Annotated in this window: 24 protein-coding genes; 9 read left to right on the top strand and 15 right to left on the bottom strand. The window is 60.9% G+C overall.

Features of this window, described 5'->3' with window-relative positions:
• Positions 1–56 precede the first annotated feature (56 nt).
• A complete protein-coding gene (gene mtnA, locus FHC51_RS11535) occupies positions 57–1,085 on the bottom strand; it encodes an S-methyl-5-thioribose-1-phosphate isomerase (protein ID WP_220435590.1) in 1,029 nt (342 codons plus the stop codon).
• A 105-nt stretch (positions 1,086–1,190) separates the two neighbouring features.
• Between mtnA and mtnK the strand changes: the two genes are divergently transcribed.
• A complete protein-coding gene (mtnK, locus tag FHC51_RS11530) occupies positions 1,191–2,390 on the top strand; it encodes an S-methyl-5-thioribose kinase (RefSeq protein ID WP_220435589.1) in 1,200 nt (399 codons plus the stop codon).
• A gap of 90 nt (positions 2,391–2,480) precedes the next feature.
• On the opposite strand, the gene FHC51_RS11525 is transcribed toward mtnK, so the two are convergent.
• From FHC51_RS11525 to FHC51_RS11510, 4 genes are all read right to left on the bottom strand, one after another.
• The gene (locus tag FHC51_RS11525; RefSeq protein ID WP_220435588.1) at positions 2,481–3,722 is read right to left on the bottom strand and encodes an LVIVD repeat-containing protein; all 1,242 of its coding nucleotides are present in this window, start codon (positions 3,720–3,722) and stop codon (positions 2,481–2,483) included.
• 85 nt (positions 3,723–3,807) lie between these two features.
• Entirely contained in the window at positions 3,808–4,872 is a 1,065-nt protein-coding gene (locus FHC51_RS11520) for a sugar ABC transporter substrate-binding protein (protein WP_220435587.1), read from the bottom strand.
• 20 nt (positions 4,873–4,892) lie between these two features.
• Positions 4,893–5,888: an ABC transporter permease gene (locus FHC51_RS11515; RefSeq protein ID WP_114315648.1), complete on the bottom strand. Its 996-nt coding sequence runs from the start codon at positions 5,886–5,888 to the stop codon at positions 4,893–4,895.
• A complete protein-coding gene (locus FHC51_RS11510; protein WP_220435586.1) occupies positions 5,885–7,387 on the bottom strand; it encodes a sugar ABC transporter ATP-binding protein in 1,503 nt (500 codons plus the stop codon). Before FHC51_RS11510 ends, FHC51_RS11515 begins: the two co-directional genes overlap by 4 nt.
• Positions 7,388–7,545: 158 nt before the next feature.
• Between FHC51_RS11510 and FHC51_RS11505 the strand changes: the two genes are divergently transcribed.
• The 4 genes from FHC51_RS11505 to FHC51_RS11490 all read left to right on the top strand — a co-directional run bounded on the left by FHC51_RS11505 (position 7,546) and on the right by FHC51_RS11490 (position 10,320).
• Complete coding sequence (locus FHC51_RS11505) at positions 7,546–8,643, top strand: oxidoreductase (RefSeq protein ID WP_220435585.1); 1,098 nt, start codon at positions 7,546–7,548, stop codon at positions 8,641–8,643.
• Between the two features lie 61 nt (positions 8,644–8,704).
• Complete coding sequence (locus FHC51_RS11500; RefSeq protein ID WP_220435584.1) at positions 8,705–9,448, top strand: SDR family NAD(P)-dependent oxidoreductase; 744 nt, start codon at positions 8,705–8,707, stop codon at positions 9,446–9,448.
• Between the two features lie 190 nt (positions 9,449–9,638).
• On the top strand, positions 9,639–9,935 hold the full coding sequence (locus FHC51_RS11495; protein ID WP_114387690.1) for a type II toxin-antitoxin system RelE/ParE family toxin: 297 nt from the start codon (positions 9,639–9,641) through the stop codon (positions 9,933–9,935).
• Positions 9,916–10,320 (top strand): helix-turn-helix domain-containing protein, encoded by a 405-nt coding sequence (locus tag FHC51_RS11490; protein ID WP_114315653.1) that lies wholly within the window; start codon positions 9,916–9,918, stop codon positions 10,318–10,320. The genes FHC51_RS11495 and FHC51_RS11490 overlap by 20 nt, the downstream gene beginning before the upstream one ends.
• On the opposite strand, the gene FHC51_RS11485 is transcribed toward FHC51_RS11490, so the two are convergent.
• The 9 genes from FHC51_RS11485 to entC all read right to left on the bottom strand — a co-directional run bounded on the left by FHC51_RS11485 (position 10,317) and on the right by entC (position 18,734).
• Positions 10,317–10,514, bottom strand: coding sequence for a YbdD/YjiX family protein (locus tag FHC51_RS11485; RefSeq protein ID WP_014169079.1), 198 nt, complete (start codon positions 10,512–10,514; stop codon positions 10,317–10,319). The two genes, FHC51_RS11490 and FHC51_RS11485, sit on opposite strands and share 4 nt — an antisense overlap.
• 59 nt (positions 10,515–10,573) lie before the next feature.
• A complete protein-coding gene (gene cstA, locus FHC51_RS11480) occupies positions 10,574–12,679 on the bottom strand; it encodes a pyruvate/proton symporter CstA (RefSeq protein ID WP_114315654.1) in 2,106 nt (701 codons plus the stop codon).
• A gap of 207 nt (positions 12,680–12,886) precedes the next feature.
• Positions 12,887–13,267 carry an outer membrane protein assembly factor BamE gene (gene bamE, locus FHC51_RS11475; RefSeq protein ID WP_255584834.1) on the bottom strand — a complete coding sequence of 127 codons (381 nt, stop codon included), beginning with the start codon at positions 13,265–13,267 and terminating at the stop codon, positions 12,887–12,889.
• Positions 13,245–13,763, bottom strand: a complete 519-nt coding sequence (locus FHC51_RS11470; RefSeq protein WP_246842299.1) for a hypothetical protein — start codon at positions 13,761–13,763, stop codon at positions 13,245–13,247. The genes bamE and FHC51_RS11470 overlap by 23 nt, the downstream gene beginning before the upstream one ends.
• A gap of 159 nt (positions 13,764–13,922) precedes the next feature.
• The gene (gene entH, locus FHC51_RS11465) at positions 13,923–14,336 is read right to left on the bottom strand and encodes a proofreading thioesterase EntH (RefSeq protein WP_220435583.1); all 414 of its coding nucleotides are present in this window, start codon (positions 14,334–14,336) and stop codon (positions 13,923–13,925) included.
• On the bottom strand, positions 14,337–15,089 hold the full coding sequence (entA, locus tag FHC51_RS11460) for a 2,3-dihydro-2,3-dihydroxybenzoate dehydrogenase EntA (protein WP_220435582.1): 753 nt from the start codon (positions 15,087–15,089) through the stop codon (positions 14,337–14,339).
• The gene (locus FHC51_RS11455) at positions 15,086–15,940 is read right to left on the bottom strand and encodes an isochorismatase (RefSeq protein ID WP_220435581.1); all 855 of its coding nucleotides are present in this window, start codon (positions 15,938–15,940) and stop codon (positions 15,086–15,088) included. Before FHC51_RS11455 ends, entA begins: the two co-directional genes overlap by 4 nt.
• Positions 15,941–15,950: 10 nt before the next feature.
• Positions 15,951–17,549: a (2,3-dihydroxybenzoyl)adenylate synthase EntE gene (gene entE, locus FHC51_RS11450; RefSeq protein WP_220435580.1), complete on the bottom strand. Its 1,599-nt coding sequence runs from the start codon at positions 17,547–17,549 to the stop codon at positions 15,951–15,953.
• A 9-nt stretch (positions 17,550–17,558) separates the two neighbouring features.
• Positions 17,559–18,734, bottom strand: a complete 1,176-nt coding sequence (entC, locus tag FHC51_RS11445) for an isochorismate synthase EntC (protein WP_220435579.1) — start codon at positions 18,732–18,734, stop codon at positions 17,559–17,561.
• Positions 18,735–18,921: 187 nt separating this feature from the next.
• Between entC and fepB the strand changes: the two genes are divergently transcribed.
• Positions 18,922–19,881 (top strand): Fe2+-enterobactin ABC transporter substrate-binding protein, encoded by a 960-nt coding sequence (gene fepB / locus FHC51_RS11440; protein ID WP_220435578.1) that lies wholly within the window; start codon positions 18,922–18,924, stop codon positions 19,879–19,881.
• Positions 19,882–20,199: 318 nt separating this feature from the next.
• Here fepB and entS read toward each other — a convergent pair whose 3' ends face one another.
• Positions 20,200–21,435, bottom strand: a complete 1,236-nt coding sequence (gene entS, locus FHC51_RS11435; RefSeq protein WP_220435577.1) for an enterobactin transporter EntS — start codon at positions 21,433–21,435, stop codon at positions 20,200–20,202.
• Positions 21,436–21,546: 111 nt separating this feature from the next.
• Between entS and fepD the strand changes: the two genes are divergently transcribed.
• The 3 genes from fepD to fepC are packed head-to-tail and all read left to right on the top strand — an operon-like array spanning position 21,547 to position 24,331.
• Entirely contained in the window at positions 21,547–22,551 is a 1,005-nt protein-coding gene (gene fepD, locus FHC51_RS11430; protein ID WP_220435576.1) for a Fe(3+)-siderophore ABC transporter permease, read from the top strand.
• Complete coding sequence (gene fepG, locus FHC51_RS11425) at positions 22,551–23,540, top strand: iron-enterobactin ABC transporter permease (RefSeq protein ID WP_220436683.1); 990 nt, start codon at positions 22,551–22,553, stop codon at positions 23,538–23,540. The genes fepD and fepG overlap by 1 nt, the downstream gene beginning before the upstream one ends.
• Positions 23,537–24,331: an iron-enterobactin ABC transporter ATP-binding protein gene (gene fepC, locus FHC51_RS11420; RefSeq protein WP_114315663.1), complete on the top strand. Its 795-nt coding sequence runs from the start codon at positions 23,537–23,539 to the stop codon at positions 24,329–24,331. The genes fepG and fepC overlap by 4 nt, the downstream gene beginning before the upstream one ends.
• Positions 24,332–24,354: the final 23 nt, after the last annotated feature.

The following is a 24,354-nucleotide window of genomic DNA, read 5'->3' as shown; positions in this document are numbered from 1 at the left end:
GCACGGGCCTACAAACGGTTGTAGGCCGGGTAAGCGTTAGCGCCACCCGGCATTATTCAGACCGCACCCTTGCCAAAAAATCCCTTCGCCACCTCTTCCGGCCGCACCACGCCCGTATCCAGCACCCACCCACTTATCAGTGACGCTGGCGTGACGTCGAACGCCGGGTTATAGACCTGTGCGTCAGTGGGCGCCCACTGCACCGCACCGAAGCTCCCCGCCACGCCGGTCACTTCCCGGGCATCGCGCTGTTCAATGGGGATCGCCTCCCCGTTCGGGCAGTTCGGATCGAGCGTGGTTTGCGGGGCGGCTACATAGAACGGAATACCGTGGAATTTCGCCAGCACCGCCAGGGAGTAGGTGCCGATTTTATTCGCCACATCGCCGTTAGCGGCAATGCGATCCGCCCCCACCCACACCGCGTCCACCTGGCCTTTCGCCATGAGGCTGGCCGCCATTGAATCGGTGATAAGACTATACGGCACGCCCAGTTCACCCAGCTCCCAGGCCGTCAGTCTGCCGCCCTGCAACAGCGGACGGGTCTCATCCACCCAGACGTTGCTGACCTTGCCCTGCTGATGGGCAAGGGCAATCACCCCCAGCGCGGTGCCCACACCGGCGGTCGCCAGGCCACCGGTATTGCAGTGGGTGAGCAGGCGGCTGCCGGGCTTCACCAGCGCGCTGCCTGCATGGGCAATCGCGTCGCAGAGCTGCCTGTCTTCTTCAATCAGGCGCAGCGCCTCTGCCACCAGCGCCGGGACAAAATCCTCCTGCCACAGCGCCAGTTTCATACGGTCGAGATTGTTCATCAGGTTGACCGCGGTCGGACGCGAGGCGCGCAGCGTCTCCAGCGCCACCGCCAGTTCATCCCGGCTGTGGCCGTTTTCCGCCAGCAGCGCCAACAGCAGGCTGGCAGAAAGCCCAATCAGCGGCGCGCCCCGCACGCGCAGAGCGTGAATATGTCCCACCAGCGCCTCTACCGTTGTCGCATCCAGCCAGCGTTTCTCCTGCGGAAGCGCCTGTTGGTCGAGAATAAATAGCTGATTTTCCGTCACCCGCAGGCTGGTCGTCTGTAATCTCTGCATGTCGTTAATTCTCTGTTGCGTTGTTGTAGCACATTGTGTCAGGATAAAATTCAGATGTATAGACGTCCAAATGTCTTTATTACCGGAACAGATGAGGAACAGGCAATGTCGCAATACCATACCTTTACCGCTCAGGACGCCGTAGCGTATGCCCAACAGTTTGGCGGCCTCGACGATCCCACCTCGCTGGTGGAGGCGCAGGAGGTAGGCGACGGTAACCTCAATCTGGTGTTCAAAATTTTCGATAACGCAGGCGTCAGCCGCATCATCGTAAAGCAGGCCCTGCCCTACGTGCGCTGTGTGGGGGAATCCTGGCCGTTGACGCTGGATCGCGCCCGCCTCGAAGCGCAAACCCTGGTGGAGCACTATCAGCACAGCCCGCAGCACACGGTAAAAATCCACCACTTCGACCCGGATCTGGCGGTGATGGTGATGGAAGACCTCTCCAGCCATAAGATCTGGCGCGGGGAGCTGATTAACAATGTGTTTTACCCCCAGGCGGCGCGTCAGCTGGGTGAATACCTGGCTCATGCCCTGTTCCACACCAGCGATTTTTACCTGCATCCGCATACCAAAAAAGCGCAGGTGGCAAAGTTCCTCAACCCGGAAATGTGCGAGATCACCGAAGATCTCTTCTTCAACGATCCGTACCAGATCCACGAGCGTAATAACTACCCGGCGGCGCTGGAAAGTGATGTCGCCGCCCTGCGCGAAGACGCCCAGCTGAAAATTGCCGTCGCCGCCCTGAAACACCGCTTCTTCTCCCAGGCCGAAGCGCTGCTGCATGGCGACATTCACAGCGGCTCAATTTTTGTCGCCGAGGGCAGCCTGAAGGCCATTGACGCCGAGTTCGGTTATTTCGGCCCGATTGGGTTTGATATCGGCACAGCGATCGGCAACCTGCTGCTTAACTTCTGCGGCCTGCCGGGCCACCTCGGCATCCGGGATGCAGCGGCCGGGCGTGAACAGCGCCTGATCGATATCCAGGAACTCTGGAATACCTTCGCGGAACGTTTCCAGGCGCTGGCAACGGAGAAGTCCCGCGATGCGGCGCTCAGCGTGCCGGGTTATGCCAGCGCGTTTCTGAAAAAGGTCTGGCACGACGCCATTGGCTTCTGCGGTACAGAGCTGATCCGCCGCAGCGTGGGCCTGTCACACGTGGCGGATATCGACACCATCTGTGATGACGAGATGCGCCACGAATGCCTGCGTCACGCCATCACCCTCGGTAAAGCGTTAATCGTGATTGCCGACCGTATCGACAGCGTGGATGAGCTGGTGGCGCGGGTGCGTCAGTACAGTTAAGTGCGGTCTGTTTGCCCGGTGGCGCTAACGCTTACCGGGCCTACGATTCGAATGTAGGCCGGGTAAGGCGAAGCCGCCACCCGGCAAAACTCACCCCAGATACTCAATCACCGACAACCCGCCGTTGTAATCCGTGCTGTAGATAATCCCCTGCGCATCGACAAACAGATCGCAGGACTGGATCACCTGCGGGCGGTTGGGCCGCGTGTCCATCATCCTCTCCGGTGCGGCAGGCACCAGCGCCCCGGTTTCCACCGGGCGATAGGGATCGGAGATATCGTACGCCCGCACCCCGGCGTTCTGGTAGGTGGCAAAAATCAGCCTTGAGCTGACAAAGCTCCCGGGACGGTTCTCATGCAGGTTATGCGGTCCGAAGTGCGCCCCTTTCGCCACATAATCCCGCTCGTTCGGCTGCGGGAAGGTGGAGATACTCACCGGGTTCGACGGCTCGCGAATATCAAACAGCCAGATCAGCTTCTCGCCGTCTTCCTGATTGTCGAGCACCGCTTCGTCCAGCACCACCAGCAGATCCCGGTCCGGCAGCGGCAGCGCGGTATGGGTGCCGCCGCCAAACGGTGGGCTCCAGTTGCGATGGCTGATCAATTTCGGCTGGCTGCGATCCTTTACATCCAGCAAGGTCAGGCCGCCGTCGCGCCAGCTGCCGTAGGCAGTATCCCCGGCGATAATCGCATGATGCAGGGCGTAGCGTTTGCCTTCCGGCCAGTTTGGGGTTTCGCCTGCCGCCTGGTTCATCCCCGGTAGCCACCAGCGTCCCGCCACTTCGGGTTTGCGCGGGTCCGCCAGATCGATGGTCAGGAAAATGTAATCGGTAAAGCCGTCGATCAGCGCCGAGACGTAGGCCCAGCGCCCGCCCACGTACCAGATGCGGTGAATGCCGATCCCGTTCAGCGACAGGAAACTGATTTCCCGCGGTTTATCCGGGGTCGAAATATCAAAGATGCGCAGCCCGGCGCTCCAGCCTTTGTCCTGCACGTCGCTGACCGTCTCCCCCACCTGGCGGGTGTAGTAGACCTTTTCGTCAGCAAAGCGGGCATCGGCAAACAGATCCCGGGCGTTGATCACCAGCAGCAGATCGTCGTGCGCCTGAAGATGCACGTTCCAGGTGCCAGGCGGTGCGGGCACATAGCCCGCCGCCTTCGGGTTCTTCGGATCGCGCACGTCGACGATGGAAAAGCCCTGCGACACCATATGCCCAATATAGGCGAAGCCGCGATGCACCATCAGCTGTACGCCGTCCGGGCGTCCGCCCTGGTCGCTGTGGCCGATTAAGCGCATATTGCGGCTGTATTCGGGAGTGGGTAATGCGGTCACGCAATCTCCTGTTGCCCGGTGGCGCTGCGCTTACCGGGCCTACAGTCCGTAGGCCGGGTAAGGCGCAGCCGCCACCCGGCAAAGTTTATTTTGCCTTCGCTTCTAACGTCGCGAACCACGGGGCGATAAAGTCGTCGGTCTGGCCCCAGCCTGGAATGATCTTGCCTAAAGAGGCCACGTTCACCGCACCCGGCTGCGCCGACAGCAGCGCCTGCGGAATAGCCGCAGCTTTAAAGTCATAGGTTGCAGGCGTCGCTTCTCCGGCAATTTTGTTGGCGATCAGACGCACATTCGTCGCGCCAATCAGCTTCGGATCGACCGCCACGCTCACCACCCATGGGCTGCCCGCTTCGCGCATCAGCTGCAGATCCTGGTTGGAGATATCGATGCTGTAGAGTTTGATCTCGGTGCGGCCATTCTCTTTCAGCGCTTTATAAGCGCCCTGGCTGAAGGCATCCCAGGTGCCCCAGATGGCGTCGATCTTGCCTTTCGGGTATTTCGCCAGCACCGCGCCCACCTTGTTGGCGGTGTCGCCCTGCACATCGGACGATACCGCCCCGATGGACTCCAGCTCTTTAATGCCCGGGTTCTCCTTCAGCAGCGCCTGGTAAGCGGTCTGACGGCGCTCCATCGGTGGGAAGCCCGCCACCCACAGCTTGATGATGTTGGCCTTGCCGTTAAAATCCTTCACCAGCTGGCCGAACGAGAGGTTGGTCAGGGAGGCGTCATCCTGCTGGGTCACCGTCACGCCCGGGATCTCGCCGTTTACCGCAGTATCAAACACCGCCACCTTGATCCCGGCATCCACCGCCTTTTTCACCAGCGCGGTGGAGTACGGGTCACGCCCCTGAGAGAGAATAATCCCGTCATACTTCTGGCTGATAGCCTGGTTAACGAAGTCCTGGAATTTGGCATCGTCGCCGTTGCTTAAAAAGGTGCTGACCTTAAAGCCGAGCTTTTTCCCTTCCTGAATCGCCCCGGCCACAAACTGGGTGGTGTTGTCGTCAGAGCCGAGATTGCGGATCACCGCGATGCGGATCTGCCCCTCGTGGTTAGCAATGGCCGCTGGCACCGGCGCAGGCGTCGCCGCATAGCCCGGCAGTGAACTCAGTAATCCCAGCGTCAGCAAAGAGAGTGCAACTTTTTTCATTCTGTTATCCCGTTGTGTTGTTAGCGTTTTTGTACGTACGTCATCGCCAGTGCCACTGCAAGCACCAGCCCTTTTATAATGTCCATGGCGTAATAGGGTACCGAGAGCATCACCAGCCCGTTGGAGAGCACCCCGAGGATCACCGCCCCTACCAGGGTACCCAGCGCGTTCGGTTTACCGGAGCCCGCCAGCGAAAAACCGATCCACGCCGCGGCCACCGCATCCATCAGATAGCCGCCACCCGCATTCACCTGCGAGGAGCCAATGCGCGAGGCGAGCAGAATGCCGCCGAGGCCCGCCAGCAGCGAGGCGATGACGTAAGCCGCCACCTTGTAGCGTGTAGTGCGGATCCCGGATAAGCGCGCCGCTTCCGGGTTACCGCCAATGGCGTACATCCGGCGACCGTGAGTGGTGAGCGACAGCCCCAGCTGCGCCAGCAGCGTCACCGCCAGCATGATAATGACGATGGTCGGCACCTGCCCCAGCGCGCCAAAGGCCGCCGGAATGGTCCCCTCCGCCATGTCGCCGCTCGGCAGGACCATGTTTTCGGTAATCGACCCGCCGTAGCTGTAGGTCATCGCCACCCCCTGGATCACAAACAGGCTGGCGAGGGTGGCGAGCATGTCGGGAATGCGCAGAATGACGATCAAAAAGGCGTTAAACAGCCCCACCAGAGTACAGAGCGCGAGGGTGATCAGAATCGATTCGGTGGTGCCAAAGCCGTGCCAGACGAAGAGCGAGATCACCAGCGCATTCGCCAGCGACGCCGTCGACCCCACCGAGAGATCAAACCCGCCGATGGTCAGCGAGATGGAGACCCCGACGGCAATCACCGTCACAATGGCGATGGAGCGCAGAATGTTGATGATGTTATTGGGGTCGAGGAAGTTCTCTGACGCCAGGCCGAAAATGGCCACCAGCGCGACCACCGTCAGCAACATGCCCCATTTGTAGAGAAAATCGAAAATGTGCTGACGGCCAGACGCCGCCGCATTGACTGAAAGGGCCTTGCTCACGACGCCGTTCCTCCGGTTGAATAATAAAGTAATGTCTCTTCACGGGCGCTTGCCCCGTCCACTTCCGCCACAATGCGCCCGTCCCACAGCACGCAGATGCGGTCACACAGCCCCACCAGTTCGGCGAACTCGCCCGAGGCGTAAATCACCCCTTTGCCTTCCCGCGCCAGGCCGTCAATAAGCTGGAACAGATCGGTTTTGGCCTTCACGTCCACCCCTTTGGTGGGCTCGTCGAAGATCAGCACCTGGGCGTTGCCGCGCAGCCACTTGCCAATCGCCACTTTTTGCTGGTTACCGCCCGACAGACGGCGCAGGACCTGCCCTGGCCCGCGGGTGCGCACCCCCACCCGGGCGATCACCTCTTCGGCCCAGCGCCACGCCTGGCGATGACCAAACAGGCTCCAGCGCGAAAAGGTCTTATCCGCTGACACAGCCAGGTTCATGCTCACCGGCTCATCGATAAAGATGCCCTCTTTGCGCCGCTCCTCCGGCACCAGCGCCAGCCCGCGCAGCACCGAGTCTGCCGGGTCGCGCGGCGTCCAGGGCTGATGGTTCAGCTCGCCCGTCGCCACCTGGCTTTTGGTCGCCCCAAACAGCGCCTTGCAGAGTTCGGTTTTCCCGGCTCCCGCCAGCCCGGCGATACCAAGGATTTCCCCCTTACGCAGATGCAGGGAGATATCCTTCAGCAGCCCTTCGTCGTGCAGCCCTTCCACGCGCAGCAGCGTTTCGGTGCTGTGCTTTGGTCGCGCAGGCGGGTAGATATCGCTCAGCACATGGCCGAGCATCTTCTCGACGATCGCCTCCCCGCTGAGATCCGCCATCGGGCCGGACTCAATCAGCTTGCCGTCGCGCAGCACCGTTAAGGTGTCGCAGATCGCCTTCAGCTCATGAATGCGGTGGGAGATAAACACCACCCCGATCCCCTGCTGTTGCAGGCGACGCACCACAGCGAACAGCCGCTCGCTCTCATGGGCATCCAGCGGCGCGGTAGGTTCGTCGAGAATAAGAAAGCGGCAGTGATGGGAGAGCGCCCGCGCCAGCAGGATCTGCTGCTTCTCCGCCAGGGTGCAGCTGTCGATGGAACGTCGCACGTCGAGGGAGACGTCGAGCTGCGCCAGCGCCTGCCGGGCCTGCTCGCGCATCGCGCCCCAGCGGAAGCGGTGCCCCGGCTGTGCCAGATGGTCGAGCATGATGTTTTCTGCGATGCTGAGGCCGGGGATCAGCGCCACGTCCACCTCCTGCTGCACCAGGTGGATACCCAACTGTTTGGCATCCACCGGCTCACGAATGACGACGGGCTGATTGTTAATGCTGATTTCGCCCGCATAGTGGGCGTGCGTCCCGCACAGCACCGCCATCAGCGTGGACTTCCCGGCACCGTTCGCGCCCGTGAGCGCGTGTACCGATCCGCCCGTCAGGGTGAAATCCACCTGCGACAACGCCTGAAAGCCAGAAAAAGCCAGGCTGATGCCGCGCATCTCGAGGCGACTGGGTATCATCCGCTGCAATCCTGTATTAATCTTTTGATTTATAGAATTTTTCACAGCACTGGCTGGCTGGCAACGACGGAAAAAGCATAAGATAAAGCAAAATAGTATTAGCCATCCGGATGTCCAGACATAACATCAGGTTAGCGCTTCGCAAAAAGGAAACCCTCATGAGCAACACTGACATCCGCGTCGTTCCCGGCCCGGCAAACTACTACTCCCACCGCGGTGCCCTGGCTCGCCTGGACGATTTTCTTACCCCGGAGCAACTCTCCCGGGCGGTATGGATCTACGGTGAACGCGCCCTGGCCGGGGCCCGACCGTTCCTTCCGGAAAGTTTTGACGCGGCTGGGGCAAAACGGCTGCTCTTTAAAGGCCACTGTAGCGAGCGCGATGTGAATCAGCTTGCAGAAGCCTCCGGCGCGGATCGCAGCGTGGTGATTGGCGTCGGCGGCGGCGCGCTGCTGGATACCGCCAAAGCGGTGGCCCGCCGTCTGGGTCTGCCGCTGGTGGCTATTCCCACCATCGCGGCCACCTGCGCGGCATGGACCCCGCTGTCGGTGTGGTACAACGACGCCGGGCAGGCGCTCCATTTTGAGATCTTTGACGATGCCAACTATCTGGTGCTCGTCGAGCCCGAGATCGTCCTCAATGCCCCGGCAGAGTATCTGCTGGCGGGGATCGGCGACACGCTGGCGAAATGGTATGAAGCGGTGGTGCTGGCGCCAGAGCCCGAACAGCTGCCGCTGACGGTGAGGCTCGGCATTAACGGGGCGCTGGCGATCCGCGACGTGCTGCTGGCGCACAGCGAGCAGGCGTTAGCCGACCAGACGCGGCGCGAGGTGACGCGCGAGTTTCATGACGTGGTGGACGCCATCATCGCCGGTGGCGGCATGGTTGGTGGGCTCGGGGAGCGCTACACCCGCGTGGCGGCAGCGCATGCGGTGCATAACGGCTTAACGGTGCTGCCTCAGACCGCGCCATTCCTCCATGGCACCAAGGTGGCGTACGGGATCCTGGTACAGAGCGCCCTGCTCGGCCAGGATGATGTGCTGCGCGAGCTGGTCGCGGCGTACCAGCGTTTTAACCTGCCCACCACCTTGCGTGAGCTGGAAGTGGACATCCATAACCGCGAGGCGCTGGACCAGGTGATCGCCCATACCCTGCGCCCGGTGGAGTCGATCCACGCCCTGCCGATCGCCCTGACGCCAGAGGTTCTGCGCGCCGCGTTTGAAAAAGTAGAAAACCTCAGCCGCCCGGCGCATTGACGCCGGGAACTGGCCCTCTATACCTAATGATGATCATCACCACTCTCGTAACGAGGTCATCATGCAGATCGATTTAACAGGTAAAAAGGCGCTGGTTACCGGTGCCAGTCGTGGGATAGGCCGTGCCATTGCGCTCTCCCTGGCACGTGCTGGCGCCGATGTGGTTATCACCTATGAGAAATCCGCCGATAAAGCCCAGGCCGTCGCGGATGAGATCCGCGCGCTGGGGCGGCACGCCGAGGCGATCCAAGCCGACAGCGCCAGTGCGCAGGCGATTCAGGATGCCGTCACCCAGGCGGCGCGAAGCCTCGGCGGGCTGGATATCCTGGTGAACAACGCCGGGATTGCGCGCGGTGGTCCGCTGGAGACGATGACCCTGGCGGACATTGATGCCCTTATCAACGTCAATATTCGCGGGGTGGTGATCGCCATTCAGGAGGTGCTGGTTCACATGTCCGACGGCGGGCGCATCATCAACATCGGCAGCTGTCTGGCGAACCGCGTCGCCCAGCCGGGCATCGCCGTTTACTCCATGACCAAATCGGCACTTAACTCCCTGACCCGCGGGCTGGCGCGCGACCTAGGACCACGCGGGATCACCGTCAACCTGGTCCACCCTGGCCCAACACACAGTGATATGAACCCGGAAGATGGCGAGCAGGCGCCTGCCCAGCGTCAGCTTATTGCCCTCGGACACTACGGGCAGGCGGAGGATGTCGCCGCCGCGGTGACCTTTCTTGCCAGCCCCGCCGCCGGGCAGATCTCCGGCACCGGACTGGATGTGGACGGCGGGCTGAACGCCTGACGCTTGCTCGCAGAATTGATGTATGCCTCTGTCGTCCGGCAGAGGCGTTTTCGACCCGCCTCGACAAACGCACTTTTGCCGCTTTTTCCGCTCTCCCCCTCGCCCTACAGTACCCCATAAGTAATTCGGAATTTATCTAATAGTCTTATTATTTCCTTATATTTTGTGTGGGCGTACAGTGGAGGTACGGATGAAGATTGTCTGGTCAAAAACCGCGGAGAAGCAGTTAGCGAAAATCGATTCTCGCTATCGCTGGCGCATTGCACGCAGGCTGGCGAGTCTGGATGACCATGCCGCTCCCGTGGCAGATATTAAAAAATTGTCCTCACCCGAAAACCACCATCGATTGCGGGTGGGTGATTACAGGGTCATCTACACCCTTGAAAATCAGCAAAGTGATACCTGTTATGTGGTATCCGTTAAGCGTCGAACAACAACCACCTATCTTCATGAGGAGCATATGGAATATGACTGTGCAGTTGATTAAGGATGAAGAGGGAAAAACGCAATATGCCGTCATTCCGTACAGGGACTATCTTCGCATGCGCTTAGCCATGCTGGAGCAGGATGACGACGATGAAAGCGAATGGGAAGACATTCCATACGAATCAGATATCTACGATAATGTTGGCTTGCCGGGAGAGGTCTGCAACGTAATGCATAGCGAAAACGTCAGCCTGCAGGCGGCCTGGCGCATTTACCGCGGTCTGTCCCAGCAGGAGGTGGCCGACAAGCTGGGCATCAGCCAGTCCGCCGTATCACAGCTTGAGGCCGTGGACTCACGCCCGCAAAAACGCACCCGCGAAAAGCTGGCGGCCATTTATGGCTGTAAGCAGGAGCAGATCAGCCTCTACTTACCGAAAGAGGGTTAACAGCACTTCGCACCGCCTTTACCGCCGTAGCGGGCATCCTGGCGATCGCGGAAAAACGCTTCGTAGGTCATCGGCGTCTGGTCAGGATGGTTGACGCGCATATGCTCGACGTAGTTGTCGTAGTCCGGCACGCCGATCATCATTTTTGCGGCCTGCCCTAAATATTTACCGGCTTTTGACAGGGTATCGAACATCACGTTTCTCTCACAAAAAAGGTAGGCCGGGTAAGCGCTAGCGCCACCCGGCACACAGGTTAATGCGCCCCTTTCGCCTGGGTCACAATCTCTTCATAGTTGGCTGGCATCGGCTCATACGGCGTCTCTTTCGCCGTAGGTTTGTCCTGTTTCAGGGCAGCCAGCGCGGTCTTCAGAGAATAGAGCGCCAGTACCACAACCACAACCATAAAGAAGATGGTCAGCCCGGCATCCAGACGGTTGTTAAAGACCAGCTGGGAGAGCTGCGACTCGGTGTACTGCGCCGGGATCTTGCCGCTGTCGATCATCGCCTGGAACTTGTTGGCGATGGCCAGGAAGCCCACTTTGGCATCGCTGCTGAAGGCTTTCTGCCAGCCTGCGGTCAGGGTACAGATCAGCAGCCAGGCGGTTGGCACCAGAGCGACCCAGGCGTAACGCTGGCGTTTCATCTTGAACAGCACCACCGCGCAGAGCATCAGCGCCATACCGGCCAGCATCTGGTTAGCGATACCGAACAGCGGCCACAGGGTGTTGATGCCGCCCAGCGGATCGACTACCCCCTGATGCAGGAAGTAACCCCAGGCCAGGACGCAGAGCGCCGTCGCCAGCAGGTTCGCGGGCAGCGATTCGGTGCGTTTCAGGTTAGGTGAAATGACTCCCAGCAGATCCTGCAGCATAAAGCGCGCCGCACGTGTCCCGGCATCCACCGCCGTCAGGATAAAGAGCGCTTCGAAGAGGATGGCGAAGTGATACCAGAACGACACATCCATCAGACCGCCCAGCGCGCCGTGCAGAATGTAGGCCATGCCCACCGCCAGGGTCGGCGCACCGCCCGCGCGGGAGATAATCGACTGCTCGCCCACCTCGTTGGCGATCTGAGAGAGGGTATCCGGGGTAATGCTAAAGCCCCAGCCGCTGACCACCTGCGCCGCAGAGGCCACCACGTCCGCCGTACCGGCAGGCGCCAGCACCGCAATCGGACTGTTCATCGCAAAGTAGACGCCCGGATCGATAATGCAGGCGGAGACCAGCGCCATAATGGCAACGAAGGACTCCATCAGCATGCCGCCGTAGCCGATAAAGCAGGCCTGGTTTTCATTGGCGAGCATCTTCGGCGTGGTGCCGGAGGCGATCAGGGCATGGAAGCCAGAGACCGCGCCACAGGCGATGGTGATAAACAGGAACGGGAACATATTGCCGGACCAGACCGGACCGGTGCCGTCAATAAACTTCGTTACCGCAGGCATGGTCAGGGTCGGGCGCATGATCAGAATGCCAATCGCCAGGCCGACAATGGTGCCGATTTTCAGGAAGGTGGAGAGGTAATCCCGCGGCGCCAGCAGCAGCCACACCGGCAGTACCGCCGCCACAAAGCCATAGCCCACCAGCATCCAGGTCAGCTGCACGCCGGTATAGTCAAAGTACGGCGCCCAGGTTGGGCTCTCGGCCACCCAGCCGCCGGAGATAATGGCGAAGACCAGGAAGACCAGGCCAATCACCGACACTTCGCCGATGCGCCCCGGGCGCAGGTAGCGGATGTAGATCCCCATAAAAATTGCCAGCGGAATGGTAAAGGCGACGGTATATGTCCCCCACGGGCTGTGGGTCAGGGCTTTCACCACGATCATCGCCAGCACCGCAAGGATGATCACCATGATCATAAAGCAGGCCACCAGCGCAATCACCCCGGCGGTCGGCCCCATCTCCTCTTTCACCAGCTCGCCGAGGGAACGCCCGTCGCGGCGGGTAGAGACAAACAGCACCATAAAGTCCTGGACTGCGCCTGCCAGCACCACCCCTGCGAGGATCCAGATCATCCCTGGCAGGTAGCCCATCTGCGCGGCCAGTACCGGCCCCACCAGCGGCCCGGCCCCGGCAATAGCGGCAAAATGGTGACCGAACAGCACTTTTTTGTCGGTTGGCACATAGTCCAGCCCATCGTTATGCCGCACCGCAGGCGTCATGCGCGTCGAATCGACCGAGAGGACGTTATGGGCAATAAACTTGCCGTAGAAGCGATAAGCAATCAGATAGATACAGACCGCCGCGACGACTATCCACAGCGCATTGATCTGCTCCCCCCGGTTAAGGGCGATATAGCCCAGGGCAAAGGCACCCACAACGGAGAGCCCTGCCCATAAAAGGTATTTCCCTGAGTTGTTCATAGTCGTTGTCCGTTGTCGTGAAACAGTGAGATGTTACATTTTGTTTCTAGAACAACCCTTAAAATTTAACAACTTTAAAACGCAATAATGTGTGGTCAAACCAGAGATTTACACCACAGTGTTAAGCCGATCACGACCAGGCCCCCTGGGGGCTAACGAAAAATCCCCGCACAGAGGCGGGGAGCGAGAGAAAGCAAAGGCGCTTAATTACACCTTTTTATATTCACGGTGGGTAAGTACTTTATTTTCATTAAAGGTCAGCACCAGCGTCACGGATTCATCATAATTTACCGGAACGATAACATAGAGCGCACGTCCTTTGACTTTCGAGTGATATAACCACGTATTCTGGTGGTTGTAATCCTGCGGAATATCTGGTCGCCCCAGCAAAAGTAATACATCCTTTTTGGTCGTCTTACCCGGCACCAGTTTTTTATCCAGTTCGCTTTCCTGGAGTTTACTGAAGCTTCCCTGTTGCGTCCGATCGATATTGCCAATACAACCGCTGAGCATCCCCATAAAAAATACCCCCGCCAGAATAAAGGCTGATGTTTTTATGGTGATCCTATTTACTGGTGTAACCTTCATATTGTTCGACCTTTTCGTCCAGGTAGATCTGATTTTCACTGTCATACTTCAGATGGGTCGCGTACAGGACGCAGTAGCCACTCTTATCCGAAACGGAAAGGCGGAACTCATAGGTTTCCCCTTTTTGCGGCACAAAGGTATAGCTTACAAAGCTACAGCCATAGAGAAACCTGAACCCAACCCGGGTCGGCGTTCCGGCATACACCTTTGTGTCGTAATAGGTGTCTTTATAGCGATCCGGATCGTTGCTGGCTTTCGGGAAGCCCAGATCGTGGGTGGGTCGTAATACGACAATGCTGGTAAAATCAACCGCACCATCTTTATTACCGTGCTGACTGATGGTAAACCCTGGCGGATTACCAATCATGCGAACATTTGCCGTATTTTGCTCGGAATCCGGCGGCGGCGTATAAGGTACTTTTCCCCAGTAGGTAGCGCATCCTGATAATAATAATGATGCAGCGAGCGTCCCTGGAATATATCCCATTTTTTTCATTGTCATTTCCTGTATATTCATGCCGCCGCGCAGCATAGCGAAAATTCGTAACGGCGACCATCCTGGCGCAATTAAAAAAAGGTTTTTAGGATAAAGGTCCTGTTAATGTCGTTAAAGTAAATACAAATGATTCAGGGCGAGAATAATCTCGCCCCGATATTAACCTAACACCATCGTACTCAACCGGCAGGTACAGCAGCGCCGTCCCTGTTCGTCATAGACCACAATCTCCCAGCTCTGGCTGGTGCGCCCGAGGTGTAGCGACTGACACACCCCTCGCACCTTGCCCTGCGCCACCGCCCGGTGATGGGTGGCGTTCAGCTCCGTGCCCACCACGCTCTGCCCGTCGCGGGTCATCAGAAAACCAGCCATCGATCCCAGGGTCTCCGCCAGCGCCGCCGAGGCGCCGCCGTGCAGTAAACCAAACGGCTGATGCGTCCGCGTATCTACCGGCATCTCAGCCTCCAGGGTGTCGTCTCCCAGCCGGGTGTAGACGATCCCCAGATGCGCCACCATCGTGTTCAGGCTGGTGGCGTTCAGCGCCTCCAGCGATAAATGACGTTTCCAGATCATCTAGGCCCCCAGCGTGGAGCCGCCGTCCACCACGATATCCTGCAACGTGATGTGGCTGGCGTGGTCGGAGGCGAGGAACAGCACGGTGCTGGCGATCTCCTCTGGACGGGCAATTTTACCCAGCGGAATGCCGAGCTTGAACTGCTCGCCAAACCCACGAATACGCTGCTGCTCGGCATCGTCGCTTTTCCACAGGATGCGCTGCATGTCGGTATCGGTCGAGCCCGGCGACACCAGGTTAGAGCGCACGCCGCTCCCCGCCAGCTCCAGGCCGACGGTGAGCGCCAGGCTTTTCAGCGCCGCTTTCGAGGCGCCGTAAGCGCTCATGCCGATGCGTGGCGTATGGGCCGCGTCGGAGGCCACGGTGACAATCGCCCCGCCCTGCTGACGACGGAACTGGCCCATCGTCTGCTGAAAAAGGTTGAACGCCCCACCGACGTTGACCGCAAAGGTCTGCTGCCAGTCCGCCTGTGAGAGCTGGTCGGTGGCGCCCATGCGTAAAATACCGGCGGCATTCACCAGCACATCAAGCCGCTCGAGGCTCGCCAGCAGACGCCCGCAAACCGCGTTGACCTGCTGCGCATCCGCCACATCCAGCACTTCGGTGGCAAAGGGATATTCCGCCTGTGGGAAGGCGACATCAAAGCCCGTCACCTCCGCGCCCGCCGCCGAAAATGCCCGGGCCGTGGCGTAACCGATGCCCTTTCCGGCCCCGGTCACCCAGACGGTTTTACCCGTGAAATCCAGCATCATTTCACCTCGCGGGAGAGCAGCGCCCACCAGGCATCAAGGGTCGGGTTTTTCGCCAGCATCACGAAGTCGATATCGCCATACACCTTGCGCCAGCGCGCCGCCAGGGCCATCATCCGCACCGAATCCAGCCCGTAGTCGATCAGGTTTTCATCATCCATCGGCTCGTCTGACTCATCCAGCAGAGGCAGGATGAGCTCGCGCAGCGCCGCTTTGCTGGCTGGCAGCGAGGGCAGCAGCTCGTCGGTAGTCACCACGCGCCCAGAACGACCGGCCACATAGTTGAGCGACATCAGGTGTTCGTCCCGGGTGAAGTCTGCCAGCGCGTCGGCGACGAAGAATGGCTGGATGTCGCGCATAAAGGCGTCGGTGGCGGTGGTCATGCAGCCGATATGGGCGTACACGCCGGTGATGATGAGCTGATCGCGGCCGCTCTCTTTAAGCATCTGCTCCAGCGGCGAGCGGTGAAACGCACTGTAGCGCCACTTCACCAGCACGGTGTCCGCTTCGTCCGGCGTCAGTTCAGCCACGATGCGCTGCTGCTCCGGCGAGCGGGTCAGGCCCGGCCCCCACATGTCATTCAGCAGGGCGCGGTCTTCATCGCTCTGCTCTTTCGGCTGGGCGGTGTAGTAGACCGGGATCCCCTGCTGTTTGCAGTAGTCGCGCAGGCGGGCGATGTTCGCCACCACCTGCGCCATCATCGGGCAGTTATCGCCCCAGAAGTTGAGGAAATACTCCTGCATATCGTGGATCAGCAGCGCGGCGCGCGCGGGCTCCATCGTCCAGCTCACCTTATTGGTCGGCAGATCTGCCGCGCCTGGCAGCGCGTAACCGGTTAATTTTGGAATTGCCATTTTCTGCTCCTCAACCCTGCGCCCGTTCGGCCAGCCACAGGCGTAATTGTTTTTTATCGACTTTCCCTACCGGCGTCAGCGGCAGTGCCTCCAGGCACTCCACGCGATCCGGCAGCTTAAATTCAGCCACGCCCTGCTCGCGCAGGAAGCGGCGCACCTCCACCGCGCGCAGGGGCTGTTTCACCACCAGATACGCACAGCTCTTCTCGCCCAGCAGGCTGTCCTCCATGCTGACCAGCGCGGCGTGGATCACCGCCTCGTGGCGCAGGAGCAGGTTTTCCACCTCTTCGGCGGCAATTTTTTCACCGCCGCGGTTTATCTGATCTTTCTCTCGCCCCTGCACGGTGATGTAGCCCTGCTCATCAATGGCGATCAGATCCCCGGAGCAGTAAAAGCCGTTCTCATCGAAGGCGCTGGCGTTGTGCTCCGGGCTCTTGTAGTAGCCGCGGAAGGTGTACGGCCCGCGGGTCATCAGGCGCCCCACCTCGCCGCGCGGCAGCGGATTACCGTGCTCATCGGCCACCCACACTTCATCATCCGGGCACATCGGGCGACCCTGGGTATTGATGATGCGCTCCGGCGTATCGTCCAGCGCGGTGTAGTTCACCAGCCCCTCGGCCATGCCGAACACCTGCTGGAGCTGACAGCCGATCTCAGCTGGAATGCGGGCGGCCAGGGTGGCGGAAAGGCGCGCCCCGCCCACCTGCAACAGTTGCAGGGATGCCAGTTGAATCTTACCCGCCCCTTCCGCAATGGCCTGCAACCACAGGCTGACCGCGGGCGGCACCAGCGAGGTGACAGTGATCTGATGCTGTTCGATTAGCGGGAAGCAGAGCGTGGCGCTCGGATCGTTCGCCAGCACCACGCAGCCCCCGGCCATAAAGACCCCCAGCGAGCCGGGGGAACTCATCGCGAAGTTATGCGCCGCAGGTAACGCGTTCAGGTAACGGGTATCAGCGGTAATGCCGCAGATCTCGTTGCTGCGACGAATGCTGTAGTAATAGTCGTTATGGGTACGCGGGATCAGCTTCGGCGTGCCGGTGCTGCCGCCGGAAAGCTGGAAGAATGCCACTTCGTCCGCCGGGGTCGGGGTGGCGATAAAATGTTCTGCCGGGCGGGCCATCGTTGCCTCCAGCCCGTCGCCGCGCAGCAGCACCACGCGCAAGGAACGGTGCTGGTCAATAAAGGTGTTGAGGAAGTCGTCGCCAGCAAAGAGGCCGTGAGCGCGATCGGCAATCAGCAGCGCGGGTTCAATCTGGCTGGCGTAGGCGTTCAGCTCGCTGCGCTGATGGCTGAAGAGCGCATTAACCGGGGCCACCCCCACCTGCAACAGGGCGAAAAAGGTGATGTAAAACTCGGCGACGTTGCCCAGCTGCACCAGGGCGGTTTCACCCCGCTGAACGCCCTGCGCCTGCAACGCAGACGCCAGGTTATTGACGGACTGCTGGAACTGGCGGTACGTGATGCGGCGTTCGCCGTCGATAATCGCCAGCGCGTCGCTGTCGCCGTGGCGGGTGAGAATGTCCGTCAGGGGCAGATCCTGCCAGTAACCTTTTTCACGATAGCGGCGGGCAAATTCGTCGGGCCAGCGGGTAAAGGGAAGGGTCATGATTAATCCTTAATGCAAACCAAAAACGTTGAGCATGGTGGTCAGCTTCACGCCGGTTTCACGCCATTCGGCCACCGGGGAAGAGGCCGGAACAATCCCGGCACCGGCAAACAGACGTACGCTGTTGGCCTGAATACGCGCGCAGCGGATGGTGACCACCCACTCGCCGTTGCCTTCGCTGTCGCACCAGCCGACGATGCCGCCGAACAGCTCGCGGTCGAACGGCTCCAGCTCGGCAATCAGCTCTTTCGCCGCCTGGTGCGGGAAGCCGCTCAATGCCGGGGTCGGGTGCAGCAGGCAGGCCAGGGTCAGGGCGTTCTCATCTTCACGCGCTTCGCCTTCTACCGGGGTGGCGAGGTGCCACAGGGTTGGGGTAGTCACCAGCTGCGGCGAGGCGGGCATGGTCAGCTGATGGCTGCGCGGGGCCAGCACCGCCTTCATCGCCTGGGTGACCAGCTCATGTTCGTGACGATCTTTTGCCGAGGCCAGCAGCTTGTTGCCCGCCTCGCGATCGAGCATATCGTCCGGCTGACGACGCGCGGAACCGGCCAGCGGCAGGGAGCTAAAGTGAGCACCCTCTTTACGCAGCAGCAGCTCCGGGCTGGCGCCGAGCAGCACCCCGCCATCCTCCAGTGGGACGTGGAAATTAAAGCTGGCCGGGTTCTGGGCGATCAGTTTTTCCAGCAGCGCGCCGCTGTCGAGTTTCTCTTCGGTTGCGATATCGATCAGGCGCGACAGCACCACCTTGTTGACGCGCGGGGTGGCGGTCAACGCGGCGGCGCGGGCCACCATCTCTTCAAAGGCTAACTGGGCCGGGATCTCGGTACGGGATTTGACCGTCAGCGGTGAGGTCCGGGCGGCATAGCGGGCAGATTGCTGACGCGCCGGGCGGGCAAAAGATTGCCACTGCTCCGGGATAAACAGCGACGACGGCTGGCGGGTATCAAAGGGGATGGCCCCCACCATCACCGGGTTAGCGATCCCGGCGGCTTTGGCATCGGCAAAGGCCTGGGCCAGCTTTTGCTGAAACGCGCTGGCCGGATCGTCGCCATTGACGGCAGGGGTCGTGAAACGGGCAAAGCAGCCAGACGTGGTGAAACTGCGGTAAGGCGACATAAAAAAGAAGCTCTCTTTTTCCAACGTGGTCGCGTTGTGCTGAACATCCTCAGCCAGTGACGTATCCATATCATCCTCCTGAAATGATAAAAGCAGTAAGAATTATTATCATTTATATTTTCGCTGGCTAACCTAATCCCAGAGCGCAATGGTGTCAACAGCCCAGCGTGTAACTTGTGCGACTATCGCTTGCATCCCTGCGGTTCATTCATGAAAATGAGAAGCATTAACTTCAACAAAAACAGGATGCCCCTTAGTGAAACTGCCCGCCTTTTGCCGTAACACCCTGCTTTTTATCAGCCTTTTATTTTCAGGATTAACCTCAGCCGTCGCCGCCGACTGGCCGCGTCAGGTGACGGACAGCCGCGGAACGCACACCCTTGAGAGCAAACCAACGCGGATTGTCTCCACCAGCGTGACCCTCACCGGCTCCCTGCTGGCCATTGACGCCCCGGTGGTCGCCAGCGGTGCCACCACCCCGAACAACCGGGTGGCGGACGATCAGGGTTTCCTGCGTCAGTGGGGTGATATCGCGAAACAGCGTAAGCTGGCCCGGCTTTACATCGGCGAGCCGAGCGCAGAAGCGGTGGCCGCCCAGATGCCGGATCTGATCCTCATTAGCGCCACCGGGGGCGATTCCGCCGTCGCGCTCTACGATCAGCTCTCCGCCATCGCCCCGACCCTTATCATCAATTACGACGATAAAAGCTGGCAGGCGCTGCTGACCCAGCTCGGCACGATTACCGGTCAGGAGCAGCAGGCCGCGGCGCGGATTGCGGAGTTTGATAAGCAGCTCGCCCGGGTGAAAGCGCAGATGAAACTGCCGCCGCAGCCGGTGAATGCCATTGTCTACACCGCTGCTGCCCACAGCGCCAACCTCTGGACTGCCGAGTCGGCGCAGGGCAAGCTGCTGCAACAGCTCGGCTTCTCTCTTGCCACTCTGCCCGCCGGGCTGAATCCGTCCCAGAGCCAGGGCAAGCGCCACGACATTGTGCAGTTAGGGGGGGAAAACCTGGCCGCCGGTCTGAACGGCGAAGGGCTGTTCCTGTTTGCCGGGGATCAGAAGGATGTGGGTGCGATCTACGCCAACCCCCTGCTGTCCCATCTGCCGGCAGTGCAGAACAAACGCGTCTGGGCGCTGGGGACTGAAACCTTCCGTCTGGATTATTTCAGCGCCACCCGGGTGCTGGAGCGGTTAGAGACCTTGTTTAAATAGTCGTGCCTGTTGATGCCCGGTGGCGCTGCGCTTACCGGGCCTACGGTTCGGGCGGGTGTGGGTTTTGTACCGTGCGGTCTGATGCCCGGTGGCGCTTCGCTTACCGGGCCTACGGTTCGGGCGGGTGTGGGTTTTGTACCGTGCGGTCTGATGCCCGGTGGCGCTGCGCTTTCCGGGCCTACGGTTCGGGCGGGTGTGGGTGTTGTACCGTGCGGCCTGATGCCCGGTGGCGCTGTGCTTACCGGGCCTACGGTTCGTGCCGGTGTAGGTTTTGTAGGCCGGGTAAGGCGTAGCCGCCACCCGGCACATTCCACCGCGTTACGCCGTGGCAACCTCTTGCCGGAACCGACGTAGCTCCGCCAGCACCACCAGCAATATCGCCCCCACTATAGCCAGCACAAACCCGCTACTGCTCGCCGCGGCTACCGGGGTCATGATCGCCCCCAGGCCACCCAATATTGCGGCACCAATCGCATCGCCGGTAACGTTTTGCGCCGTCCACAAGCCGTTGATCCGCCCGAGCATCGCCTCCGGGGTCTGGGTCTGGATCAGGGTGTATTGCAGCAGCGAACTCACCGCGCTCAGCCAGCCAAACAGCGCCAGGCAGATCACCCCCAGCGCCCAGACCGGCATCAGGCTGAAGAAGCCGATGGCAACAAACGAGGCCAGGGTCGACAGCAGCATAATCAGCCCCGGACGCGCGCTCTGCGCCAGATTGCCGCTGGTCAGGGCGCCAAAGGCTGCGCCCAGCGGGATGGCGGCATAGAGCAGGCCAATCTGCGACACGCTCATCTGCCACGCAATCGCCAGCGCCGGATAGAGCACCCGCACTGCGCTCGCCATCGTCAGCAGCCCACCCAGCAGAGCGATACCACCAATCAGCGGGTTGCTGAACAGAAAGCGGATCGCCGCCAGCAGCGACTTAAGCGGATGCTCGCGCGGCTGGGGCGGAGGCGGCAGCAGGGGCAGCCGCAGCAGGGTTAAGGTGGTGATAAAGGTGCCCGCCGCCGCCAGGCCGTAGTTCCAGGCCACATTTCCGGTGCCGAGCAGCAGACCGCCGACCATCGGCGAGATTACCGATCCCAGACGCACGGTGAGCATGGTAATGGCCCCCGCCTGCATCAGGTTCTCACGCCCCACCAGCGCAGGCGTCGCCGCTAGCAGCGCCGTCACCCCTAATGATGCAAAAAAGCCATCCCACAGGCCGAGGGCATAGATGGCGATTAATGACGGCTCCGGCAGCTTGGCATTCAGACAGAGGCCGACAAAGCCCACCCCGCAGGTGCCGCGTGCCAGCAGAATCAGCTTCTTACGCTCGTAGCGATCCGCCAGCACCCCGCCCACCATCAGGCCGATAAACATCGCCCCGCCGGTGAGGGTGACGGAGAGCCCCACCAGCCAGCTGGAGTGGGTCATCATCTGGATTTGGACCGGGACGGCCACGCCGAGCAGGCCAAGGGATAAAATAGAGATAAAACGGGCAATAAAAACAGCACGAAACGCCGGATGGGTCTTCAGCAAACTCAGATTGAGCAGCCAGGATTGTCGGGTCATTACAAAGCCTTAATGGTTTCTTTTGTACCAATTCCATGGCCGCACATGCTAACATAGCTAAATAAGATAGATAACGATAATTACTATCATTATCAAATCATGGACGTAGCTATGTCGTACTCCCTTTCCGCGTCACGCGCCGTTGCCGTGCCCGGCTTACTGTTACTGCTCACGCTGGCGATTGCCCTCAGCCTGTTGGTGGGCTCCAAACCGCTGCCCTTTTCGGTGGTGGTGGATGCCCTCTCCGCTACCTGTCAAAGCGCCGACTGCACCATCGTGCGGGATGCCCGCCTGCCGCGCACCCTGGCCGGCCTGCTGGCCGGTGCTGCCCTCGGTCTCGCCGGGGCGCTGATGCAAACCCTGACCCGCAACCCGCTGGCCGACCCGGGCATTCTTGGCGTTAACGCCGGAGCTAGCTTCGCCATCGTGCTGGGCGCGGCGCTGTTTGGCTTTTCCTCTCCCGGCGAACAGCTGGTGATGGCGCTGTGCGGCGCCTTTGCCGCCTCGCTGCTGGTGGCCTTTACCGGCAGCCAGGGCGGCGGTCAGCTCAGCCCGGTGCGCCTGACGCTCGCGGGCGTGGCGCTCGGCGCGGTGCTGGAGGGCCTCTCCAACGGCATCGCCCTGCTCAACCCGGACGTTTACGACCAGCTGCGCTTCTGGCAGGCGGGCTCCCTGGATATCCGCACCCTGCAAACGTTGCAGGTGGTGAGCGTGCCGGTACTGATCGCCGCCGCCGTGGCGCTGCTGTTAAGCCGGGCGCTCAACAGCCTGAGCCTCGGGAGCGACACCGCTACCGCGCTCGGCAGCCGGGTGGCGCGCACCCAGCTTCTGGGATTACTGACCATCACCGTATTGTGCGGGAGCGCCACGGCGGTGGTGGGTCCCATCGCCTTTATCGGCCTGATGATGCCGCACATGGCCCGCTGGCTGGTGGGGGCCGATCACCGCTGGTCGTTGCCGGTCACCCTGCTTGCCACCCCTGCCCTGCTACTGTTTGCCGATATCCTGGGACGGCTGCTGGTACCGGGTGAACTCCGGGTATCGGTGGTCAGCGCCTTTATCGGCGCGCCGGTGCTGATTTTCCTGGTGCGCCGCAAGCGTGGAGGTGGAGTGTGATGGCCCCTTCCCGTCGTTTAGTGTTCAGTTGCCTGCTGCTGGTGCTGGTGAGTCTCGCCGTGGCGATCGTCAGCCTGCAAAGCGGCGCGGTGACGCTCGATTTCTCGCAGGTCTTTAACGCCCTCACCGGCAGCGCGCCGCGCAATATCACCATGGTGGTGACGGAATGGCGACTGCCAAGGGTGATGATGGCCCTGCTGGTCGGCGCGGCGCTGGGGATCAGCGGTGCGATTTTCCAGTCGCTGATGCGTAACCCGCTGGGCAGCCCGGACGTAATGGGCTTTAACACCGGAGCCTGGAGCGGCGTGCTGGTGGCGATGGTGCTGTTTGGTCAGCACCTGACGGCCATTACGCTTGCGGCCATGGCGGGGGGTATTCTCACTTCGCTGATTGTCTGGGCGCTTGCCTGGCGCGATGGGATCGAGACCTTCCGCCTGATCATCATCGGCATCGGCATACGCGCCATGCTGATGGCCTTTAATACCTGGCTGCTGCTGCAGGCGTCGCTGGAGACCTCGCTCTCTGCCGGGCTGTGGTTCGCCGGGTCGCTTAACGGCCTGACGTGGGCCAAAACCCTGCCCGCCGCCCCGCTGATCCTGCTGATGTTTATCTGCGCTCTGTTGCTGGTGAAGCGCATGCGGCTGCTGGAGATGGGCGATGACAGCGCCTGTGCGCTGGGGGTGAGCGTCGAGCGTTCACGCCTGATGCTGATGCTGGTGGCGGTGGTGTTAACCGCCGCGGCCACCGCCATCGCCGGGCCGATCTCCTTTATTGCGCTGGTGGCACCGCACATCGCCCGCCGCCTGAGCGGCACCGTCCGCTGGGGATTAACCCAGTCGGCGCTGTGCGGATCGCTCTTGCTGCTGGCGGCGGATCTCTGCGCCCAGCGGCTGTTTATGCCCTATCAACTTCCGGTGGGGGTGGTGACCGTCAGTCTTGGCGGCATCTACCTCATCGTCTTGCTTGTTCAGGAGTCCCGCAAGAAATGAGTGCCAATCTGACCCGCTTGCGCGGCGACAATCTGACCCTTGGCTACGGTAAGAAAATTGTGGCCGAGGATCTGCAGGTGGCGATCCCCGACGGCCACTTTACCGCCATTATCGGCCCCAACGGCTGCGGAAAATCGACGCTCTTACGTACCCTGAGCCGTCTGATGACGCCGCTGCACGGCAGTGTTTATCTCGATGGCGAGCAGATCCAGCGTTATGCCAGCAAAGAGGTGGCGCGCCGGGTCGGGCTGCTGGCGCAAAACGCCACCACGCCGGGGGATATCACGGTGCAGGAGCTAGTGGCGCGCGGGCGCTATCCGCACCAGCCGCTGTTTACCCGCTGGCGTAAAGAGGATGAAGTGGCGGTAGCCAAAGCGATGCAGGCCACCGGCATTACCGACCTGGCGGCGCAGAGCGTGGATACCCTCTCCGGCGGGCAGCGCCAGCGGGCGTGGATTGCGATGGTGCTGGCCCAGGAGACGTCGATCATGCTGCTGGATGAGCCGACCACCTGGCTTGATATCAGCCATCAGATCGATCTGCTGGAGCTGCTGAGCGACCTCAACCGCACCCAGGGCTTTACCCTGGCGGCGGTGCTGCATGACCTGAACCAGGCCTGCCGCTATGCCACCCATCTGATTGCCCTGCGCGACGGCAAGATTGTGGCGGAGGGGGCACCGAAAGCGATCGTCACCCCGGATCTGATCGAGCGGATCTACGGCATGCGCTGCATGATTATTGACGATCCGGTGGCAGGCACACCGCTGGTGGTGCCGCTGGGGCGGCGGTAGAAAAACGCCGGGTGGCGGCTACG

It is taken from the genome of Leclercia sp. EC_58, from assembly GCF_019584355.1.
Taxonomy (GTDB): domain Bacteria; phylum Pseudomonadota; class Gammaproteobacteria; order Enterobacterales; family Enterobacteriaceae; genus Enterobacter.
This window is presented reverse-complemented; position numbering and strand designations above follow the sequence as displayed.

Coding starts and splice junctions, on each gene's coding strand:
- mtnA (WP_220435590.1), bottom strand. CDS start 1,085: ATGCAGAGATTACAGACGACCAGCCTGCGGGTGACGGAAAATCAGCTA.
- mtnK (WP_220435589.1), top strand. CDS start 1,191: ATGTCGCAATACCATACCTTTACCGCTCAGGACGCCGTAGCGTATGCC.
- FHC51_RS11520 (WP_220435587.1), bottom strand. CDS start 4,872: ATGAAAAAAGTTGCACTCTCTTTGCTGACGCTGGGATTACTGAGTTCA.
- FHC51_RS11510 (WP_220435586.1), bottom strand. CDS start 7,387: ATGATACCCAGTCGCCTCGAGATGCGCGGCATCAGCCTGGCTTTTTCT.
- FHC51_RS11505 (WP_220435585.1), top strand. CDS start 7,546: ATGAGCAACACTGACATCCGCGTCGTTCCCGGCCCGGCAAACTACTAC.
- FHC51_RS11500 (WP_220435584.1), top strand. CDS start 8,705: ATGCAGATCGATTTAACAGGTAAAAAGGCGCTGGTTACCGGTGCCAGT.
- FHC51_RS11495 (WP_114387690.1), top strand. CDS start 9,639: ATGAAGATTGTCTGGTCAAAAACCGCGGAGAAGCAGTTAGCGAAAATC.
- FHC51_RS11490 (WP_114315653.1), top strand. CDS start 9,916: ATGACTGTGCAGTTGATTAAGGATGAAGAGGGAAAAACGCAATATGCC.
- FHC51_RS11485 (WP_014169079.1), bottom strand. CDS start 10,514: ATGTTCGATACCCTGTCAAAAGCCGGTAAATATTTAGGGCAGGCCGCA.
- cstA (WP_114315654.1), bottom strand. CDS start 12,679: ATGAACAACTCAGGGAAATACCTTTTATGGGCAGGGCTCTCCGTTGTG.
- bamE (WP_255584834.1), bottom strand. CDS start 13,267: ATGAAGGTTACACCAGTAAATAGGATCACCATAAAAACATCAGCCTTT.
- FHC51_RS11470 (WP_246842299.1), bottom strand. CDS start 13,763: ATGAAAAAAATGGGATATATTCCAGGGACGCTCGCTGCATCATTATTA.
- entH (WP_220435583.1), bottom strand. CDS start 14,336: ATGATCTGGAAACGTCATTTATCGCTGGAGGCGCTGAACGCCACCAGC.
- entA (WP_220435582.1), bottom strand. CDS start 15,089: ATGATGCTGGATTTCACGGGTAAAACCGTCTGGGTGACCGGGGCCGGA.
- FHC51_RS11455 (WP_220435581.1), bottom strand. CDS start 15,940: ATGGCAATTCCAAAATTAACCGGTTACGCGCTGCCAGGCGCGGCAGAT.
- entE (WP_220435580.1), bottom strand. CDS start 17,549: ATGACCCTTCCCTTTACCCGCTGGCCCGACGAATTTGCCCGCCGCTAT.
- entC (WP_220435579.1), bottom strand. CDS start 18,734: ATGGATACGTCACTGGCTGAGGATGTTCAGCACAACGCGACCACGTTG.
- entS (WP_220435577.1), bottom strand. CDS start 21,435: ATGACCCGACAATCCTGGCTGCTCAATCTGAGTTTGCTGAAGACCCAT.
- fepD (WP_220435576.1), top strand. CDS start 21,547: ATGTCGTACTCCCTTTCCGCGTCACGCGCCGTTGCCGTGCCCGGCTTA.
- fepG (WP_220436683.1), top strand. CDS start 22,551: ATGGCCCCTTCCCGTCGTTTAGTGTTCAGTTGCCTGCTGCTGGTGCTG.
- fepC (WP_114315663.1), top strand. CDS start 23,537: ATGAGTGCCAATCTGACCCGCTTGCGCGGCGACAATCTGACCCTTGGC.